Source organism: Bacillus sp. FSL W7-1360 (assembly GCF_038592975.1).
GTDB lineage: Bacteria > Bacillota > Bacilli > Bacillales > Bacillaceae_D > Shouchella > Shouchella lonarensis.
The window spans coordinates 767,294-784,611 of the sequence record NZ_CP151950.1; the positions used below are offsets into that span (position 1 = coordinate 767,294).

Below are 17,318 nucleotides of genomic sequence, written 5' to 3' on the forward strand. Positions count from 1 at the left end.
TGTGAAAGAACAACTGCATGATTTGATTGCGACCGCAGCAGCGAACGTCGCTGGCACGACATTATCAGACTGGACATTGGAACAGCCGGTGCAACTTGCGCATGGTGACTTTTCAACGAATATCGCTTTAAAAGCGGCGCGTGTGCTGAAGCGCAAACCGACCGACATTGCTGGAGATTTTGTTGCGGCGTTGAGCGAGATGGATACACCATTTCTTGAAAGCGTTGAAGTCGTTCAACCAGGATTTATTAACTTCTTTATTGACTGGGACGAGGCGCTGCGTCTACAAGCAGAAGCGGGATTGACTACGAAACAAGAAAAAGTGCTCATTGAACATACGTCGATTAACCCGAACAAATCGGCGCATATTGGTCATTTACGTAATGCGTGTATTGGGGATACGATTGCGCGTCTACTTGCTTACAAAGGAAAACATGTAGAAGTCCACAATTACATTGATGACCTTGGAAACCAGTTAGCAGATACACTTGTTGGTTTACTGTCACCTGAATCCACGCGTCCGGACGAGAAGGCAGTACGTTTTGGTGATTATTGCTGGGATGTGTATTCATCTTTGAATAAGGCATATGAAGATGGCAGACTATCGACGAGCAAGCGTGAAGATGTGTTGCACCAACTAGAAGCAGGCGATAATCATACGTCATGGCTCGGTTACGCGGTTGCAAATAAGATTGCTGAGGAACATGTTGCCGAAATGGGTGAGTTTGCGATTGATTATGACTTACTCGTGTGGGAACGGCATATTTTACAGCGTGGTTTTTGGGAAAAAGCGTTTGCTGCGTTAAAACAAACAGACGTGTTTTTTAAAGAAACGAGCGGACCACAAGCAGGTTGCTGGGTGTTAAAAACGACAGACGATGAAAACGCTTCGTCTACGCATCAAGCCAATAAAGTGCTTGTGCGGTCAAATGGTGTCTTAACCTATACGGCAAAAGATATCGCCTACCATATGTGGAAGTTTGGCTTGCTGGCAGAAGACTTTACATATGCAAAAAAGCATGACAAACTTTGGACAACAGACACCGCGGGGCAACAAGCAGCATTTGGTGACGCCGATGTAGCGATCAATGTGATTGATTACCGGCAAGCGTATCCGCAACAAGTGGTGAAGCAAGCATTAGCCGCCTCTGGTTTTACAGAAGCTGCGGCCAATTTGCGCCACGTTTCTTATGGGGTCGTTTCATTAAGCAAGCAAACAGCCGGAACGTTAGGTGTGGCATTAGAAGAAGGAAAAAATGTATATGCAATGTCTGGACGCAAAGGCATTGGCATAAAAATTAAAGAACTGATTGCCCATATGGAAGAAGCCGTGCGCACACAAAGTCCGAATGCGTCAGAAGACATGGTGAAAAAACTTGCGCGTGCGGCGATCCGTTACAATATGCTACGCTACAACACGACATCAGATATTATTTTCGATTTGGACGAAGCAACGCAAGTTACTGGTAACACGGGCATTTATTTAATGTACACGTATGCACGCGCAAGTAGCATCGCTAAAAAAGCGCAAGCTGTAAATATTGACGCGGCAGGTGCCACATATAAAGCTTGTACGGATGTGGAACGTGCGGTGTTAAAACAACTTGCTGGATGGCCGAATGCATTAGCGAAAGCGGAGCGAGACTTAGAACCAAACGTGGTTTGTACATTTGCTTTTGAGCTAGCAAGTCTTTACAACCGTTTTTATGCAGAATGTCCGGTTTTAAAAGCGGAGCCGAATATACAAAGTCGCCGCTTAGCGTTGACAAAACTTGTGCGTGAACGGCTAGAGACAATTTTGCGCGTGCTTGGCTTGCCAGCAGAAGAGCGGATTTGAGTGGTAAGGAAGGCTATTTTCGATTTACAAGCATATATTTTTACATGTCATTAATGATGGTGAGTAGAAAGGGGTATTTTATAATGGGAAATTGGTTTCGTGTGTGGGTACAACCTCGTCAAGTGATGAAACAAGAATTGGCGCGGACAGAGAATGAAACAGGGAAGTTTATTTTGATTGCAATCGTTGGCTCGTTCCTGTCAATATTTGTGCAATATCAGCATCCATGGGAAAGTATGCCAACGTTTTGGTTCGTGTTTCTCCTGGCGTTCTTTGGGAGTCCGATTGTTGGACTTCTTTCATTATATCTCGCGCCCTGGTTGAACAAATGGGTTGGATCTTGGATTGGCGGTAAGGGTACGACACTTGGTTTGCGTAAAGCTCAGGTGCACGCGAGCTTGAAGCCTGGGATAATTCTGAGTGTGATTGCGTTACCTTTTGTGTTTATGATCGGAGAAGCGCATTTTATCTCGAGTACAAACGAAGATTTCCGCTTCATCGGAGAGACGTTTACGCCATTGCAGATGTGGGCAACGATGGCATGGGGTTTGCTTCAATTCACAGGTGGGGTATGGGTGTTTGTCCTTTCGCTTCATGCAATTGGGGAAGCACATCAATTTTCTGCTTGGAAATCGCTTTTGATGGGAGTCATTATCGTAGCTTTATTGGTGGTGCTCGCTCTGTTGTTGGTGATCCCTGTGATGCTGTTAATGGCATTTTTTGGGAGTTTTTGATCTGTAAACAAATAAAGTGCAGCCCTCCGCATGGGCTGCACTTTCCTCATTTTTCGTCCCTCTCCATCTCCCGCAAAAACTGTCTCCCTTTCTCCTTATACGTCGCAATACTTAATGAAATCAGCTGCAAATCTTCATCATTTAATTCCCGCACGACTTTCCCCGGCGAACCGAGGACGAGCGTACGAGGTGGGATTCGCTTCCCTGAAGGAATGAATGTGTTTGCCCCTATCAAAGCAGATTCCCCAATTTCTACGCCATCTAAAATCGTTGTTCCCATTCCGATTAGGGCGCGTGTACGAATCGTACAACCGTGTAAAATGACGTTATGTCCAACGGTGACTTCATCTTCAAGTACGAGCGGATAATCCTCGTACAAGTGGAGTGTGCTGTTGTCTTGGATGTTGCAGCTGCGTCCGATTGTGATTGGTGCCTCGTCCCCACGGAGAACAGCGTTAAACCAAACGCTTGATTCGGCAGCAATCGTCACATCCCCAATCACCCGACAGCCTGGGGCGAGGAAGACAGACGGATCAATGTTTGGTTTTTTGTCTCCAAAAGGATAGATCAACGTTCGCTCCCTCCATTTCCATCGTCTGCTGGTGAAAAGACGCGTGACCGCGTTAAAAAACGCTTGCCTTCTGGTCCTTCGAGTGAAAACATCCCTCCGCGACCGTTGACGACATCAATGATCAGTTGGGTATGTTGCCAGTAGGCGTATTGGTCTTTAGCAATGTAAAAAGGGGTGCCACCAATATCGCCTAGGTGAACATCATTTTCGCCAATGCGGAGCTCACCGCGCGCATAACACATCGGTGAGCTCCCATCGCAGCAGCCACCAGACTGGTGAAACATGAGTGGCCCATGTCTCTCAATTAAATGGTGAATGAGTGACAGAGCGGCTTTAGTTGCAACAACGCGCGGTGTCATTTGTTGCACCTTAAAAGAATCCGAGCGCATCTTCGCTATGGCTGACGAGAATATTTTTTGTTTGTTGATAATGATCAAGCATCATTTTATGGTTTTCACGTCCAATTCCTGACTTTTTATAACCACCGAACGAGGCATGGGCAGGATACGCATGATAACAGTTTGTCCAAACGCGTCCAGCTTCAATGTTACGCCCGAAACGATATGCGGTATTCAAGTCACGCGTCCAAACCCCCGCGCCAAGGCCATATAAAGAATCATTGGCGATCGCGAGTGCCTCTTCATCATCTTTAAACGTTGCAACCGATACGACCGGACCAAAAATCTCTTCTTGGAAAATGCGCATGTTATTTCGGCCTTTAAAAACGGTTGGTTGCACGTAATAGCCGCCAGCAAGCTCGCCTTGTAGTTGATTGCGGGCGCCGCCAATGAGGACTTCCGCACCTTCTTCTCTGCCGATGGCCATATAAGAAAGAATCTTCTCAAGTTGTTCTTCTGACGCTTGCGCACCCATCATTGTATTCGGATCAAGCGGGTTCCCTGTTTGAATCGCTGCTACGCGTTTTAAGGCACGTGTCATAAAGTCATCATAAATGTCTTCGTGAATGAGGGCGCGTGACGGGCATGTGCACACTTCACCTTGATTCAAGGCAAACATGACAAACCCTTCGATCGCTTTATTTAAGTAGGCATCGTCTTTTGCCATCACGTCACGGAAGAAGATGTTCGGTGATTTCCCACCAAGCTCGAGTGTGACAGGAATTAAGTTTTCCGACGCGTATTGCATGATGAGGCGACCCGTTGTTGTTTCTCCTGTAAAGGCGATTTTAGCGATGCGGTCAGAAGAGGCGAGTGGTTTTCCTGCTTCGACACCGAAACCACTGACGATATTGAGGACCCCTTTTGGTAGTAAATCTTCAATTAGTTCAATTAGGACAAAAATCGAAACCGGTGTTTGCTCAGCAGGTTTTAAGACGACACAGTTCCCGGCAGCAAGCGCGGGCGCAAGTTTCCATGTTGCCATTAAGAGTGGGAAATTCCACGGAATAATTTGCGCGACGACACCAAGTGGTTCGTGGTAATGGTAGGCTGTTGTTGTGTCGTCAATTTGGCTTAATGTGCCTTCTTGGGCACGAATGACCCCAGCAAAATAACGGAAATGATCAATGGCAAGTGGAATGTCAGCATTCAATGTTTCGCGGATCGGCTTCCCGTTATCCCACGTTTCGGCCACAGCTAATTTTTCGAGGTTTTCTTCCATCCGATCGGCAATTTTGTTTAACAAGTTCGCTCTTTCGGCAGCGGGCGTTTTTCCCCATGCCGTTTTTGCTGCATGCGCGCTGTCAAGAGCTAGCTCGACATCTTCTTTCGTTGAACGGGCGATCTCGCAAAATACTTCTCCTGTAACAGGTGTGATATTTTCGAAGTATTGTCCGAACGTTGGTGTGGTCCATTCACCATTGATGTAATTGTCGTACCGTGAGCGAAAATGTACGAGTGCATCTTGTTCATTTGGACGTGCATAGACAGGTAGACGTGTAGAAACCATAGAAAAATCCCCCTTAAAAAAATCGCTCTTTTGCATAAGAGCCTTATCTATATATTCGACTTTATGTAAACGCTTTCCTCCTTTTTTGACATGTATTTTCTCTAATTAGCATTGCTTTTCACTGGGGCAAGTGTCACTGCATAATGTGGTGAAGAGTGGATCATGTAGTTTATAAGGAGTGACGTTGGAATGGGTATGTACCAGCAAGCAGTGCAGCTGTGGGCAAGAGAACTGGAAAACCTCTGGGGGGAACAACAGGAGGAATTGATGGAAACGGTTGGCGCAGAACGAACGAAGCCGTTTACGGACGCATTGGCGGCTTTGAACGAAGGACTACGCGCACGTGCTGATCATGTGGACGAACTTGCTGCACAAGCATATGAGCAGTGGTTTTACATGACGCAAGTCGGGAGGAAATCTCCCGCTCATCGGGCACAAGTTCCAGTTGGTGGACATACATTACCGCCATTACCGTATGCGTATGATGCGCTTGAACCATATATCGACGCGGAAACGATGCGAATTCATCATGACAAGCACCATCAAAGTTATGTGGATGGACTTAATCGGGCAGAGACAGAAATGGCTGCTGCACGACAAAGCAGCGATTATCATTTGATCAAACATTGGGCACGTGAAACGGCCTTCAATGGTGCAGGTCATTATTTGCACACACTCTTTTGGGCGAACATGAGTCCAGACGGAGGCGGGGAGCCATCTGGCGCACTTGCAGATCAAATCAAACAAGATTTCGACTCTTTTGAACAGATGCAAGCGCAATTTTCACATGCTGCGGATAAAGTGGAAGGTGGGGGATGGGCGATGCTTGTCTGGTCACCGCGCGCCGGGCGGTTAGAGATTTTGCAGGCAGAAAAGCACCAAAACTTATCCCAACAAGATCAAGTGCCGTTGCTTGTGCTTGATGTGTGGGAGCATGCTTATTATTTAAAACACCAAAATGATCGGAAGGCCTACTTTGACGCGTGGTGGCATGTCGTGAACTGGCCGGAAGTTGCGCGCCGGTTTGAGCAGGCGGAGAAGTTGACATGGGCACCGTTTTAAAGAAAGATGTTAGGTTATTGTAGTGGGGAATAGAATCGATTTTTATTCACAATAAACGAAGACCTCGACCAACACTTCTTGTCAAGGTCTTTTTTGATAGATGCTCATCATTACAAAATCGGTGACAGCAAACGTGAAATCGACTCTTTAAAGCGTGTCCGTTTTGGGCGATGTTCATAATCGCTCAATGTAAGCAAGCTCGATGTCTCTACATCTGCGCGAAAATCTGCACTTAAACGTCGGGCAGTGGCTTTATCATAAATAAATGCATTCACTTCAAAGTTGAGTTTGAAGCTACGCTGGTCAATGTTGGCAGTCCCGACCGTGCTAAGCGTTTCATCAATAATGATTACTTTATTATGAATAAAACCGCCTTCGTAAATATAGACAGTGGCACCGACTTTCAACATTTCACCAATGTGTGACGTTGTTGCCCAATAAACAAACATATGATCCGGTTTGTTTGGAATCATGATCTCTACATCAATCCCTGTCTGTGCGGCAACCCGTAAAGCGTCTAGCAGCGTTTGATCAGGAATGAAGTATGGTGTTTGAATGAAGATCGACTTTTTTGCACTCATAATCATTTTTAAATACCCATTTTTAATTTGTTCGGACTCGGAGTCAGGGCCACTGGAGACAATTTGAAGCGGCACATTGCCACTGCTCGTGCATGGCGGGAAATAACGATCATGGTAGGAAATGTAGTACTCTTTTGCTGCTTGATTCCAATCAAGAATAAAACGGGTTTGAATGGCTTGAACGGCGGGTCCTTGAATGCGCAGGTGTGTATCGCGCCAGTAGCCAAATCGCTTCTTTTTACCAAGATATTCATCACCGACGTTAAATCCGCCAATATAGCCAATTTTTCCGTCAATATTAACGAGTTTGCGGTGGTTTCGGAAGTTGAGCCGGAAATTAATAATGGCAAATTTAGAAGGAAAAAATACCCCAACTTCCCCCCCTGCTTCAAGGAAAGAACGTAAAAACTTCTTTCTCAAAGATCGAGAACCAAGTTCATCATACAGCAAACGCACTTTTACCCCCGCAGCAGCACGGGCGGTGAGTGCGTCAATCACTTCTTTTCCGATCCCATCATAACGGAAAATATAATACTGAATGTGAATAAATGTTTTTGCAGCGCGAATATCGGTAAGCAGTTGCTGGAACTTCATTTTTCCGTCATTTAAAATGTCGACGGTATTGTTTTCAGTGAGTACTGCCTCGTTGTTCATTAAGTGCATATAAATGAGATCGCGATGTTGATTAGCCGTCTCATTCCCGAAGTGAAAGTGAGGGCTCCGGACATCATCTTGTTGCCGCTGAATCATGTCTTCGAGCCCCATCTTTTTAATCCCAGACCATTTAAACAACTTTCTTCGAGATAATGTTTGTCCGAGTAAAAAGTAAATAATAAAGCCAAAGAAAGGAATAAAAAACAAAATAAGGAGCCAGGCCCACGTTGATTGTGCGTCTTTTCGTTCGATAAAAATTAAAATGGAGGCGAGGAGAATGTTTGTAATGATGAGCGCAATAGATAAGTAGGTTAGCACACTTAATTCAATCATCATGATTATCAACCTGCTTTTTCTCAGAATGAAGTTAAAATCGTCCAGATCGGAAAATGGACCAAATGATCGCAAAGAACATGAGGGCGGTCATTGTTAAGCCAATTTCAACTGCTGGTATATTAGAAAGAACCGTTTGTTCTGCAGTCAATGCTGTTCCGATAATGACAGCGGCCATAATGATGCTAAACGCAAGTAAAACGAGTGAAAAAGCGAGTTTATTACTAATGCGATCAACTCTTTGAAGGAGTTCACGCATGTCCTTCATCGAGACAGTGACTTTTAATTGTCCACGGCGAATAGTAGAAAGCGATTTATGTAACTCTGTTGGTAGCCACTGCAACGCGCGGATTGGTTCAGTAATGGTATCTTTCGCTTTTTGAAAAAAGTGTTTTGGATGAAAGCGCTCATGGATAAGCATACGTCCAAAAGGCTCAACTAAGTCCATAATAGATAGGTTTGGTGCCATCGTTGCCACAATCGCTTCGACGGAAAGAATCGTTTTTCCGAGGATCATTAAATCTGGTGGGACGATGCACTGGTGTTTATGGGCGACATTAAACATATCTTGGATCGCTTCACCTAATGAAATGTCGCTCAAAGGCAGATCATAATATTTCAAGCGTAAGTCGTCAAGATCTTCTTTCAAGCGCTCATGATTCACTTGCTCATGAATGATATCCATTTGTAACAAGGCGTTCATCACGCGCTCTGTGTCACGGCTTTTTAAACCGATCATCATGAAAGCAAGGTTTTGACGCAAGGATGTAGACAAACGCCCAACCATGCCAAAGTCAATAAGGACAATCTTGCTATCTTTTGTCACAAATACATTGCCTGGATGCGGATCGCCATGAAAGAATCCATGCACAAAAATTTGTTCAAACATACCTGTCGCAAAGCGTTTGACAAGCGCGGTTTGATCAAATCCTTCTGAGGTGACTGCCTCGGTCATTTTTCTTCCTTCAACAAAGGCTTGTGTTAACACTTTCGACGTACAGTAATGAGGAAAATTTTTTGGCACCGACAAGGTGGTGGATGATTGACGGCGAATGCGCTCAGCATGTTGTGCTTCCAGTTTATAGTCAATCTCATTTTTTAAAGCCGCTGCAAATTCAGCGAATAGTTCAGTTAAGCGCAGGCGGCGTACCCACTCAATTTTCTCCTCAGCTACAGAAATTAAGTCAGATAAAATGGCCAAGTCAGTTTCTATGAGCCGTTCAATTTGCGGACGGCGGACTTTGACAATTGTTTCTTCTCCAGTAAGCAAGGTGGCCCGGTGTACTTGTCCAATAGAAGCAGCAGCAAGCACCTCTTCAGAAAATGATTGAAAGAGTGAGGTGAGTGGTGCGCCTAGCTCTTGTTCGACAATTGCTTTGGCCTCTGCAAAAGGGAAGGGTGCAACATTATCTTGTAGCTCGGCAAGTTCGGCGAGGATGTGGGCTGGAAATAAGTCTTTTCGTGTGCTTGCAAGCTGCCCGAGCTTAATAAATGTCGGTCCAAGCTCTTCTAATAAGAGGCGAATTCGTTTCGCCATTGAATGGTCAGCGTTTTTATGCTTTTTTTTGCGAATACGTGCTTTCTCTAGCAGCCCTAGATCACGAACGATGTGCCCGAAGCCGTAGTGGTATAGGGCGCTTAAAATATCTTGGTAACGAGAAAGGTAACGAATTTGTTTTTTTAGCATTATGCGTCTGTTTCTTTTTCTGTTTGGACTAATTTTTGTTCAAGAAGATCGACACGCTGTTGTAGTGCTTCAACTTCTTCTTTTGTCGGCACATCCATAGAAGACAACAATTGACGCACACGTCCTTGGATCATATCCTCTACCTCTTGTTGCGCTTTTTTCCCGCGGTCCACCAATTCATCAATAAGCGCTCCTGATTCAGCGCGTGCAACGTCACCTCTTTTGACAAGCTCATGAACCGTTTTTTCAATTTGCTCTTTACTGTAGGAAGCAGCACCAATGCCAAGCGAATACATATTGTTTAATAAATCTTTGACCATCATCATCCCTCCTCAGATTGATGTTATTCTTTCATTGTAAACAAAGTGAAGGCAAAATTACAACCATGATAGGACAGTATGTCTCTATCTCTCTTCTTTATATGTTTGAAGAAAGAGCGGGTTCCCTTCTATCCATTCGGCGTAAAGAACGGCTTTATGGGTGGCGATGCCCCGTTTAAATAAAATTTCTTGAAGCCATGTTTTTGATTGGTTGATCTCTGTTAACGATTCTTCAATGATTTCACCGTCCATAATCACAGGGATAGGAAGTGTTGGGTCAGATCGATGAATTGCCAAGTCTTTGTTCATCGGTGTATCGTAGGCACTTTTCCGCTGGACATTGACAGAACCATTCGTTTCTAAAATGCCGTATTCAACTTCCTGGACGGAAAAGACGCCCCGTTCTCGTAAAAGGTGTTGCAACTGATTTAAATCGAGTTTGTTTTTCTTTAATTCCTTGAACTGAATTCGACCTTTCGCAATGATCACAGAGGGACTGCCTTCTAACACTGCACGTGTTGCCCTAAACTTTTGGGTCAACATTTCAATAGCGTAAATGAGAATCCCCCAAATGCAGACAGCATAGAGCACATAATGGAGCCCAATGTCTTCATCGTAGATGGCATTTCCGACAAGTTCACCGAGTACGAGGGCAGAAATAAAGTCAAACGGTGTCAACTGGGTGATTTGGTTTTTTCCAAGTACTTTTGTCAGTACAAGTAAGGCAAAAAAACCAATGATGAGCTCACACGTTAAAGAAATGTAACTGTCTAACATCTTGATCATCCCTCATATTATGAACTTTCCCTGCAAGTGAAAAGAAACATGTACCTGTTGATTTAGGATGGCTTTTTTTCGTCAAGTTATCCGTTGAATGAGAAGTGTTGGAGATGACAAATATTTCTTGTGTAAAAAAAGCGGGAAAGCTCACGATATACATACGGAGTGTATAAAAAGAGAGGTGAGAGAAGGGAATGAACAAAAAAATTGCTGCAATGGCGATGTGTCTCCTCATTTTTCTGAGTGGCTGCACGATGCAAGAAGATGAAAAAGGGACAGCGTTTAAATTACAAGCTGTGTCTGAGCATGAGCAAGGCGCTGCCGATGGGGCAAAAGATGAATTATTGGAAATGGAAGAAGTTACGAGTGTGCGTGGGATCCAATTTGAGGATCAAATTTTGCTCGCTGTACATGTGAAACACGGGGATCGCTTGCAGTTGCAAGATGTACGCAAACGTGGGCACAAACAAATTGAAAAATTATATCCGCACATGAAGGTGCAAATATCGACAGATAAAAAAGTGTACAAAGAGTTAGAAGATGCGGAGGAAGAATTGAAAGCACATCAACTTGACACGCCTTTGTTAAGAAAGAAGGCGCAAGAAATTACTCAACATATGAACATGAAATGAGCATGAGAGGATAGATGTAGTGATGGCAAAAAAACAACCGACACCCGCACAAAAGGAATATCAAAATTTAGAAGACAGTTACGAAAAAAAGCGTCCCGTATTGCGTAATTGCATGTGTGCTTTTTTCATTGGTGGCTTTATTTGTCTCTTTGGTCAATGCATCCAAGTATTCTTTTATACGTATTTTGATTTTACGGAGAAAACGGCTGGGAATCCGACCGTTGCTGTTTTAATTTTACTTTCAACCATTGCAACGGCGCTAGGATTTTACGACAGGCTTGCGCAAATTGCGGGTGCCGGGACAGCCGTACCGGTAACCGGATTTGCAAATTCGATTGCGTCAGCAGCAATCGAGCATCGGACGGAAGGATATGTTCTAGGTGTAGGTGGCAACATGTTTAAACTGGCTGGCTCAGTAATTGTGTTTGGTGTGGTCTCGGCGTTCTTTGTAGCGCTCATTAAAGCGGTGCTAATTGAGCTGGGGGTGGTATGATGTTGATCGGAAAACAAAGTTGGCAATATACGAGTCGTCCTGTCATCTGTGCGACAGGGACGGTCGGTGGACCTTTTGAAGCAGCAGGGGCATTGCCGCAAGCGTTTGATGTGTTACATGATGACATTTGGGTCGGACAAGAATCGTTTGAGAAAGCACAAACGGTATTTGTGGAAGAAGCGGTAAAGACCGCATTAAAAAAAGCATCTCTTACGACAGATGACGTGCAATTTATGCTCGCAGGTGATTTGTTAAATCAACTCACACCGTCCAGTTTTGCTGCACGAACGTTACAGATCCCATATATGGGGTTGTTTGGCGCGTGTGCGACGTCAATGGAAGGGCTTGCGATCGGGGCAATGATGGTCCATACACAAGCAGCAGAGCATGTGGTTGCGGTTGCGTCAAGTCACCATTCAGCAACAGAGAAGCAATTCCGTTATCCAACAGAATATGGCGGGCAGAAGCCACCTACTGCCCAGTGGACAGCAACGGCTGCGGGAGCCGCTGTGTTGACGGGGAGTGGGCAAGGGCCTCGTGTGACGGGTGCAACAATAGGGCGTGTCGTCGATATGGGCATGTCCGATCCATTTAATATGGGCGGCGCGATGGCACCTGCGGCAGCGGATACGATCGCAAGGCATTTTACAGACTTTAACAGAACGCCGGAAGACTACGATCTAATCGTCACCGGTGACCTTGGCCAAATTGGCTTGCCCGTTGCTAGAGATTTGTTAAAACAAAAAGGATACATGCTTGATCATGATCTGTTTGGAGACTGTGGACTGATGCTCTACAAGGCCAGTCAATCTGTATTTGCTGGTGCGAGTGGACCCGGCTGCTCAGCAGCTGTGATATACGGACACTTACTTAACGAGATGACAAAACAAGGCTGGCAGCGAATTCTTGTTGTCGCAACCGGCGCGTTGTTATCGCCATTATCGTATCAGCAAAAAGAGTCGATTCCATGTATTGCCCATGCGGCTGTCATTGAAACGGATGGAGGGGGACATCACTTATGATCTTTTTATGGGCGTTTATTATCGGTGGGGTCATTTGTGTCATCGGTCAACTGTTAATGGATGTTGGGAAGTTAACCCCAGCACATACGATGTCGACACTTGTTATGAGCGGTGCGGTTTTAAGTGGAATCGGATTATACGAGCCATTAGCCGATTTCGCTGGCGCTGGGATGACAGTACCGATTACAAGTTTCGGACATGCACTTGTGCAAGGGGCATTGCAAGAGGAACTGTCTGTCGGTTGGATCGGTATTATTACCGGTATTTTTGAAATCACAAGTGCAGGTATTTCTGCGGCAATTATTTTCGGATTTTTAGCATCGCTTGTGTTTAAGCCGAAAGGGTAGTGAAATATGCAAAACCCCGAATGGGTACTGGACTTTTCATCCATTATTCGGGGTTTTGGAGTTTTTTTCTTATGGTTACTCCGACTTTTGTACAGCTTGAAGCATGCGCACCTTTTGTTCAGACATGCCGGTCATCTCAGCAATAAAAGCAATGTCCATGCCTTTGGCGAGCATGCGTTTTGCGGTGGTGGTTCGTTCGTTCTCAATTCCTTTCTTGATTCCTTCCTCAATGCCGTCTGTTTTCCCTTTCTTCCATCCAAGCCGCTCATACGACGTCATGAAGTCTTCAATTGCAATACTTTCTTCTTGCTCTAATTGCTTGACTTCTTCTCGCAATTTCATCTCCTCCTTGTCGTTTAGTATGAGATAAAAGTCAAAGAACTGCATGACAAAATGCCGGTGTTGCGCTTTCAATTCCATCTTTAACATGAGTCGCAAAAATGCCTTTTTACATGCCACTTTCTCTTCTTCAGTATAACCCATGAGCGACATTAATGCAGCTGCAGCAGGATTTTCCATTTCCATAAAGGCCCGCCATGAAAGCTTCTTGAGGAACAAACTTTCATACGCAAAATAGAAATACGTTCTCCCGTTAATGGTATGAATGACTTCGGTTGCGGGTTCTTTTTCGGGTGTCCGGTAACTAAAAATAGCAATAGGTAGGATGGGACATTGGTAACGATCGACAAGACGCGCGTAATACCCGCTCATACGTCGGTGAAAGTGTGGATCATAGCTCGACTGTTCTTCTACATGAATAAGGATGACCACATCCACAGATTTTAACCGTGTTTTTACGACAAAGTCAGGTCGCAACGGTGATTTTTGTTCACCAGAAAACCAAGCATCTGTTGAGACGGGTTCAGATGAATCGAGATCAATGTCAGCTTCAATGTCGGGAAAAAAAGCATACATAAAGTCAGAGAAGAAATGGTCGAGTAGCTGTCGGAAAAGTTGATCGTGCGGAGGGTGGTGCGAGGTCACGGATGAAAGCTCCTTTCGAAGTGGATGTGACACGGAGATCATAGGATAGATTGTGAGGATAAGACGTGGACCTATGAAGTGTGTCCTTCCACTACTTTCGACGTGCGAGGAGCATTTCCTTTCTAAAATAGGATATTGCTGCATTCGATTTCCCTAATGCTCCACTGGTGATGGCTCCGGTTTTTCGAAAGAATAAGATAGTAGTATGTCTCCTTGTTGATTGATCGTACATAAAAACACGTCCTCGAGTCTAATAACGCCTTTTGCTTCGAGGTGGGCGCGCAATGCTTCTTCTGTTAGGCCAACGTGCGTGAGCATATCTTTGGAAATGATCCCGTCAATAATAAGGGGATAGGCAATACTCGCTTTGCGAGGAATGGAAGTAGCGACGAGCTCATTTGTTGGTGTGTCTTTGGCTGGTTTTTTTAGCACGCTGAGTTCGCCGCTCGCTTCAATGATCGCCAAAGAGACATCATCCACATTAAAGACACCTTTTTCCCGCAATAGTTGTAACACATTGTCAACAGAATATTTGATTGAACGGATATTTTGCGCGAGCAGTTTGCCGTTTTCAACGACAAGTGTCGGTTCGAATGTAATCAATTTGCCAAAGCGCCGAAAACGGATCGCCCAACTTGAAACGGCCCGTTGTAGTAAAAATATGGCAATGACAGCGGCGACGGTTGGCGCGTGGTGAATATCCGGGTTGCCAAGGTCAGCACCAACGAGTGAAGCTAAGATCATCAGAATAAGAAAATCAAAGACAGGCATCTCGCTCACCGCACGTTTTCCCATTAGGATAGCTAAGAAAATAACAATTGGAATAAATGTAACGATCCGTACGGTGACAACAACGATATCTTCTAGCATTAGCATATCTCCTCTCATAAGTATGTGGTACCCAGTATCGCCGTGTTAAACGTTTTTAAAACCGTTACGTCATATTTGGTGCTTGTACGCATAAATTGAAGAAGAACGAACTTTTGGACGAGGTTAGATGGGTGAACAAATTGAGTGAAGGTGTGAGCGCGATCATGGGGAAAAAAGCGTTGCAAATATGGATTGTGATAGTCATACTTATGTTGCCGTTTTCTGGGAATATAAAAGCGAAAGAATCGCCTTTTGAACTATCTGGACAGGCTGCCATCTTAATGGAACAATCTTCTGGTCGGGTGTTATATGCAGAAAATGAGCATGAACGATTAAAAATTGCGAGCATTACAAAGATCATGACGGCGATTCTTGCAATTGAGTCGGGGCGGCTTGATGAGGTGGTCACAATTTCTAAGCGAGCCGAGGGGACAGAAGGGTCTTCTATTTATCTTGTTGCTGGAGAAAAAATTCCGTTGCGTGATTTAGTATATGGGTTAATGTTACGTAGTGGAAATGATGCCGCGATGGCAATTGCGGAGTACGTTGGGGGAAGTGTTGAAGGATTTGTGTTTATGATGAATGAAAAGGCAGAGGAAATTGGAATGACAAATACGCGCTTTTATAACCCTCATGGACTTGATACACATGAAGATCATTTATCTAGTGCCTATGATATGGCAAAGTTAACGCAATATGCGATGGCAAATGAAACATACCGCATGATTGCCGGTACAAAAGATTATCGAGCAAAAGGAGATCATCCGAGGATTTTTCACAATAAGAACAAATTGCTTACTGAAAAGTATCGTTATTCAACCGGCGGAAAAACCGGCTATACAAAACTGGCGAAACGTACACTTGTTTCTACTGCCTCAAAAGACGGACTTGATTTGATTGTTGTGACATTAAATGATCCAAATGACTGGGATGACCACATGAATTTGTTTAACTGGGGGTTTAAGGAGTACACACTTGAGACGCTGGTGAGCGAAGGGAAATTGGACGTACGGACGGATGACTTTTACGATGGTCGCTTGCGTGCTTCCCATACACTGGTGTTTCCATTGACGAAAGAGGAGAAAAAAATAATCCAAGCAAAGTTTACATTGCTTACACCATCACATACAGAACAGTGGACTGACGCGCAATTACAAGACCCGGTTGGACGAATGTCGTTTTTATTAAATAATGCAGCAGTTGCAAGCACAGCACTTTATTTTGAGAAAGAAGAACGCGAGCCACCACCGTCTTTTTGGAAAAGAATAAGACAAATCTTTGGCCACATTTCAGGAGTGACCGCAAATGATTAATCTTATTTGGGCTGGACTGCTACTCATTGGTTTGCTTTACGCGGCCATCAACGGGACGATGGAAGAAGTAACAAAAGGGGTATTTGCAGGCGCAACGGAAGCTGTGACAATTTGTATTGGATTAATTAGTGTACTCACTTTTTGGCTCGGTTTAATGAAAGTTGCTGACGCTGCGGGATTACTTCGCGGTTTAGCGCGGCTTGTTCATCCAATTGCGAGACGGGTTTTCCCAGATGTCCCAAAAGACCATCCGGCAATGGGCTATATTTTGTCTAACATTACTGCGAACGTGTTTGGACTAGGCAATGCAGCGACACCAATGGGCATTAAAGCGATGGAGCAATTGAAAGCTTTAAATGGCGGGAAAGACGAAGCAAGCCGGTCCATGATTACGTTATTATCGTTAAATACGGCATGTTTAACACTTGTACCAACGACGGTATTGTCAATCCGTATGTCGTATGATTCGGCAGCCCCAACAGAAATCGTCAGTACCACCATTTTTGCCTCTGGCTGTGCGATGCTTGGCGCGGTAATCATTGACCGAATTTTTTACTGGAAAAGGGTGCGAAGGGAGCGGCGGAAATGAATATATTGACGGCACTTTCGGTATGGATGATTCCTTGTTTGATTGGCACGGTAATTTTTGTGGCCACTGTCCGCAAGGTGCCGACGTATGAGACATTTGTATCTGGCGCAAAAGAAGGATTCGGCATGGCGATCTCCATTATCCCGTACTTAGTCGGGATGCTTGTTGCAATTTATGTATTCCGCGCCTCGGGGGCCATGGATGCACTTGTATCTGGACTAGCCCCCATTCTGGCGTGGATTGGTATGCCAGCAGAAGTCGTCCCGCTCGCTTTAATGCGTCCGATCTCTGGAACGGGTGCGCTCGGACTGATGAGCGACCTGATCGCGACACATGGGCCCGATTCTTATATTGGCCGGCTTGCGTCAACACTACAAGGGAGCACCGACACAACGTTTTACATTTTAACCGTATACTTTGGTGCGGTCGGCATTAAGAAAATGGGTGACGCATTAAAAGTTGGGTTGCTTGCGGATTTGGTTGGGGTGATTGCGGCGGTAGTCATAGTTGGGATTATTTTTGGTGCGACGGTTGGTTGAGAGGGTGGGGGAATAGGGGCTGCGTGTCTCTTTTTTTGCATGGACGTGAAGGAAGAGAAAAG

18 protein-coding genes and 1 pseudogene are annotated in these 17,318 nt (G+C 44.9%); 10 read left to right on the forward strand and 9 right to left on the reverse strand.

The window, feature by feature from the left end; all coding sequences use genetic code 11:
• The first annotated feature begins 1 nt into the window (after position 1).
• Both NSQ26_RS03810 and NSQ26_RS03815 read left to right on the forward strand, forming a co-directional pair.
• Positions 2-1,837, forward strand: a complete 1,836-nt coding sequence (locus NSQ26_RS03810; protein ID WP_499719212.1) for an arginine--tRNA ligase — start codon at positions 2-4, stop codon at positions 1,835-1,837.
• An 83-nt stretch (positions 1,838-1,920) separates the two neighbouring features.
• On the forward strand, positions 1,921-2,571 hold the full coding sequence (locus tag NSQ26_RS03815) for a YIP1 family protein (protein ID WP_499719213.1): 651 nt from the start codon (positions 1,921-1,923) through the stop codon (positions 2,569-2,571).
• 46 nt (positions 2,572-2,617) lie between these two features.
• Here the strand turns inward: NSQ26_RS03815 and NSQ26_RS03820 are convergent, their stop codons facing one another.
• From NSQ26_RS03820 to adh, 3 genes are read right to left on the reverse strand one after another with little or no spacing between them, the layout of a single operon-like run.
• Entirely contained in the window at positions 2,618-3,142 is a 525-nt protein-coding gene (locus tag NSQ26_RS03820) for a gamma carbonic anhydrase family protein (RefSeq protein WP_499719215.1), read from the reverse strand.
• Positions 3,139-3,501, reverse strand: coding sequence for a DUF779 domain-containing protein (locus NSQ26_RS03825; protein ID WP_499719975.1), 363 nt, complete (start codon positions 3,499-3,501; stop codon positions 3,139-3,141). The genes NSQ26_RS03820 and NSQ26_RS03825 overlap by 4 nt, the downstream gene beginning before the upstream one ends.
• Positions 3,502-3,511: 10 nt before the next feature.
• On the reverse strand, positions 3,512-5,050 hold the full coding sequence (adh, locus tag NSQ26_RS03830) for an aldehyde dehydrogenase (protein ID WP_499719216.1): 1,539 nt from the start codon (positions 5,048-5,050) through the stop codon (positions 3,512-3,514).
• A gap of 438 nt (positions 5,051-5,488) precedes the next feature.
• Between adh and NSQ26_RS03835 the strand changes: the two are divergent.
• A pseudogene (locus NSQ26_RS03835) lies at positions 5,489-6,112 on the forward strand (superoxide dismutase); the annotation flags it as partial.
• Positions 6,113-6,222: 110 nt separating this feature from the next.
• On the opposite strand, the gene cls reads toward NSQ26_RS03835, so the two are convergent.
• The 4 genes from cls to NSQ26_RS03855 form a co-directional block, all read right to left on the reverse strand.
• A complete protein-coding gene (gene cls, locus NSQ26_RS03840; RefSeq protein WP_499719218.1) occupies positions 6,223-7,683 on the reverse strand; it encodes a cardiolipin synthase in 1,461 nt (486 codons plus the stop codon).
• Between the two features lie 31 nt (positions 7,684-7,714).
• Positions 7,715-9,367: an ABC1 kinase family protein gene (locus NSQ26_RS03845; protein WP_499719220.1), complete on the reverse strand. Its 1,653-nt coding sequence runs from the start codon at positions 9,365-9,367 to the stop codon at positions 7,715-7,717.
• On the reverse strand, positions 9,367-9,687 hold the full coding sequence (locus tag NSQ26_RS03850) for a phasin family protein (protein ID WP_499719222.1): 321 nt from the start codon (positions 9,685-9,687) through the stop codon (positions 9,367-9,369). The genes NSQ26_RS03845 and NSQ26_RS03850 overlap by 1 nt, the downstream gene beginning before the upstream one ends.
• A gap of 84 nt (positions 9,688-9,771) precedes the next feature.
• Positions 9,772-10,464, reverse strand: a complete 693-nt coding sequence (locus NSQ26_RS03855; RefSeq protein ID WP_499719223.1) for a DUF421 domain-containing protein — start codon at positions 10,462-10,464, stop codon at positions 9,772-9,774.
• A 197-nt stretch (positions 10,465-10,661) separates the two neighbouring features.
• On the opposite strand from NSQ26_RS03855, the gene NSQ26_RS03860 reads away from it, so the two are divergent.
• From NSQ26_RS03860 to spoVAE, 4 genes are read left to right on the forward strand one after another with little or no spacing between them, the layout of a single operon-like run.
• Positions 10,662-11,099 (forward strand): YhcN/YlaJ family sporulation lipoprotein, encoded by a 438-nt coding sequence (locus NSQ26_RS03860; RefSeq protein ID WP_499719224.1) that lies wholly within the window; start codon positions 10,662-10,664, stop codon positions 11,097-11,099.
• Positions 11,100-11,121: 22 nt separating this feature from the next.
• Positions 11,122-11,592 carry a stage V sporulation protein AC gene (spoVAC, locus tag NSQ26_RS03865; RefSeq protein WP_090776092.1) on the forward strand — a complete coding sequence of 157 codons (471 nt, stop codon included), beginning with the start codon at positions 11,122-11,124 and terminating at the stop codon, positions 11,590-11,592.
• Positions 11,592-12,614, forward strand: coding sequence for a stage V sporulation protein AD (gene spoVAD, locus NSQ26_RS03870; protein ID WP_499719226.1), 1,023 nt, complete (start codon positions 11,592-11,594; stop codon positions 12,612-12,614). The genes spoVAC and spoVAD overlap by 1 nt, the downstream gene beginning before the upstream one ends.
• Positions 12,611-12,961 (forward strand): stage V sporulation protein AE, encoded by a 351-nt coding sequence (gene spoVAE / locus NSQ26_RS03875; RefSeq protein ID WP_499719228.1) that lies wholly within the window; start codon positions 12,611-12,613, stop codon positions 12,959-12,961. The genes spoVAD and spoVAE overlap by 4 nt, the downstream gene beginning before the upstream one ends.
• A 75-nt stretch (positions 12,962-13,036) precedes the next feature.
• On the opposite strand, the gene NSQ26_RS03880 is transcribed toward spoVAE, so the two are convergent.
• Positions 13,037-13,945, reverse strand: coding sequence for an Rpn family recombination-promoting nuclease/putative transposase (locus NSQ26_RS03880; RefSeq protein ID WP_499719230.1), 909 nt, complete (start codon positions 13,943-13,945; stop codon positions 13,037-13,039).
• Positions 13,946-14,098: 153 nt separating this feature from the next.
• The gene (locus NSQ26_RS03885; RefSeq protein WP_245701209.1) at positions 14,099-14,815 is read right to left on the reverse strand and encodes a DUF421 domain-containing protein; all 717 of its coding nucleotides are present in this window, start codon (positions 14,813-14,815) and stop codon (positions 14,099-14,101) included.
• A gap of 164 nt (positions 14,816-14,979) precedes the next feature.
• Between NSQ26_RS03885 and NSQ26_RS03890 the strand changes: the two genes are divergently transcribed.
• The 3 genes from NSQ26_RS03890 to NSQ26_RS03900 are packed head-to-tail and all read left to right on the forward strand — an operon-like array spanning position 14,980 to position 17,256.
• Positions 14,980-16,128, forward strand: coding sequence for a D-alanyl-D-alanine carboxypeptidase family protein (locus NSQ26_RS03890; protein WP_499719976.1), 1,149 nt, complete (start codon positions 14,980-14,982; stop codon positions 16,126-16,128).
• On the forward strand, positions 16,121-16,717 hold the full coding sequence (locus NSQ26_RS03895; protein WP_090776098.1) for a nucleoside recognition domain-containing protein: 597 nt from the start codon (positions 16,121-16,123) through the stop codon (positions 16,715-16,717). The genes NSQ26_RS03890 and NSQ26_RS03895 overlap by 8 nt, the downstream gene beginning before the upstream one ends.
• Positions 16,714-17,256, forward strand: coding sequence for a spore maturation protein (locus tag NSQ26_RS03900; protein ID WP_090776099.1), 543 nt, complete (start codon positions 16,714-16,716; stop codon positions 17,254-17,256). The genes NSQ26_RS03895 and NSQ26_RS03900 overlap by 4 nt, the downstream gene beginning before the upstream one ends.
• Positions 17,257-17,318: the final 62 nt, after the last annotated feature.